The sequence below is a fragment of the Metabacillus fastidiosus NBRC 101226 genome (assembly GCF_001591625.1).
GTDB classification, from domain to species: Bacteria; Bacillota; Bacilli; order Bacillales; family Bacillaceae; genus Metabacillus; species Metabacillus fastidiosus.
On sequence record NZ_BCVG01000204.1, the window covers coordinates 1 to 2,166 of the forward strand.

3 protein-coding genes are annotated in these 2,166 nt (G+C 30.0%); all 3 read left to right on the forward strand.

All coding sequences use genetic code 11. The features are described from left to right. The first annotated feature begins 236 nt into the window (after window positions 1-236). Complete coding sequence (locus BFA01S_RS21335) at window positions 237-704, forward strand: SRPBCC family protein (protein ID WP_066235626.1); 468 nt, start codon at window positions 237-239, stop codon at window positions 702-704. A 197-nt stretch (window positions 705-901) separates the two neighbouring features. Next, on the forward strand, window positions 902-1,051 hold the full coding sequence (locus BFA01S_RS23030; protein WP_169800527.1) for a hypothetical protein: 150 nt from the start codon (window positions 902-904) through the stop codon (window positions 1,049-1,051). Window positions 1,052-1,448: 397 nt separating this feature from the next. After that, window positions 1,449-2,096, forward strand: a complete 648-nt coding sequence (gene sigH, locus BFA01S_RS21340) for an RNA polymerase sporulation sigma factor SigH (protein ID WP_066235627.1) — start codon at window positions 1,449-1,451, stop codon at window positions 2,094-2,096. Window positions 2,097-2,166: the final 70 nt, after the last annotated feature.

A 2,166-nucleotide genomic window follows, 5' to 3' on the forward strand; every position in this document is an offset into this window, starting at 1 on the left:
GGAAAACCCCTACTGATAGAAGTTTCACTTTATGTTAAAAAGGAAATAGTTACAAAGTAGCACATGTATTCTATCAATACATGTTGAAATTAAATAAAAATACCCATTTGTTAGTATGTTTTATTTGGTAACATTTGTATTGATAGGATTTTTTAAAAAGAAGCTATAAAATTTCTTATGGAATAATGGAATTTCCAATACATAATAAATGAGTTTTTTGATAGAGGGGATATACAATGAAAAAATGGACAAAAGATATAGAAATAGATGCTCCAATTGAACAAGTTTGGAAGTTTTTCGATGGTTCTTTAAATGATATACAAAAAATCATGCCCAATGTAGTTGAACATAGACCTGTTAAAATAACAAATGAACAGGTTGGAAGTGTGTATCGTCAAACATATAAACAAGGAGAACGAATAGACGAATATGATATAGAAACATTGGAATATGTGAATGAAAATAATAAAAAAAGGAAGAAAATAGGTTATGTATTTGCGGATATGGTCGAAGTTACTGCTTGTTATGAATTAAATAAAATAAATGATAATAAAACTTTATTTGAATATACAATAATCAATCGTCCTTTAAACTGGCAATTGAAATTGTTTTCATTATTTGCTAAGAAAAAGCCGGTAGTAGAATTTGTAGAACGTGTCAAAAATACAGCTGAATTTGAAGCTGAAACCGAAGTAAGCAGATAGTGATTTTGTTTTTTAGTAATGGGGGGAGCAAGAACGATTTTTTCACATAGATAATGTACAGAGAGAGATTGTCAGGCTAATAGATGTTTTAAAGCCTAGCAATCTCTTTTTATGTTTTATTAATAAAAATACGATAGGAAACATACTTAGCGATAAAGCGGGAAATAATAATATTAATTTTATAAGGGGGTCAAAAAATGAAAGATAATGATGAGCAAATCAGCGAGGGATTAAATCAAATATTTGAAATCATTAATGCAAAAGGTGATACAGGAGAATTAAATAAAATAGTAGGAAGGTCCAATACTGACACCAGTCCAGATAAGGATGATTTAAAAAGCATATGATGAGTATACCCTTTTCAAAAAGGCTCATATGGTAGAGCGGTTATTTGGAGTGATACAATAATTAGCAAGGCAGAGGTTTAGTCATAGGGGCTAAACCTTTTTTATTTATGAAATGCTTAAGGGAATTTCCATGGTATTTGAAGAGAAATTATTTTGATTTTTTGATGAAAGGGGAATAACTGTAGAGTTATGTAACATTTCATTTTCTTTTAAATTAATAGTATTTCAACTATGTCATAATTCGACAACCTTTTAATTCATTGTCATTTATACTTTTAATGAGCGTCAAGGACGATTAAGAAATAACAAAGTGGTTTTTTCTACTGTCTTAAGAAAAATAACTGTCTATCAGTTTATTAAATATCAAAACTCAATTGAATTTAGTGGAGGGATATAAGTGAGTCTAAACAGCGATGAACAGCTGAATGGAGATTATACTAAATTAGAAGATAAAGTTTTAATAAGAATGGCTCATAATGGAGATAGTGAGGCATTGTCCTTTTTAATTAATAAATATCAGAAGTTTGTACGTAATAAAGCAAGATCATATTTTTTAATTGGAGCAGATAAAGAGGATATTGTTCAAGAAGGAATGATTGGTTTATTTAAAGGGATTCGTGACTTTAAAGAGGACAAGATGGTTTCTTTTATGGCTTTTGCCGATCTTTGTATTACTAGACAGATTATCACTGCGATTAAAACAGCCACTCGTCAAAAACATGGTCCTTTAAATTCGTATATTTCTTTGGACAAGCCTCTTTATGATGACGAATCAAACTACACATTGATGGATATGATACCTAGAGGAAAAATAACAAATCCCGAAACATTAGTCATTAATAAAGAAAACGCTGCTAATATAGAATTAAAAATAGCAGAACTACTTACTGATTTGGAAAGAAAAGTTTTGGCTTTATATATAGATGGGCAATCATATATAGAAATTTCTAAAACATTAGATATACATGTAAAGTCAATTGATAATGCTCTGCAGCGAGTAAAAAGGAAACTGGAACGACATCTGGAGATGAGAGAGGCTATCTGAGGATTTTGTTTGAAGTCTGCAAATTAATATATAGTCCCGTTTGTTTTATCCCAGCCTTAACGAGCAGTAA

What these genes read in the sequence shown, in the direction of transcription:
- BFA01S_RS21335 (WP_066235626.1), top strand. Translation starts at nt 237, where the DNA reads ATGAAAAAATGGACAAAAGATATAGAAATAGATGCTCCAATTGAACAA.
- BFA01S_RS23030 (WP_169800527.1), top strand. Translation starts at nt 902, where the DNA reads ATGAAAGATAATGATGAGCAAATCAGCGAGGGATTAAATCAAATATTT.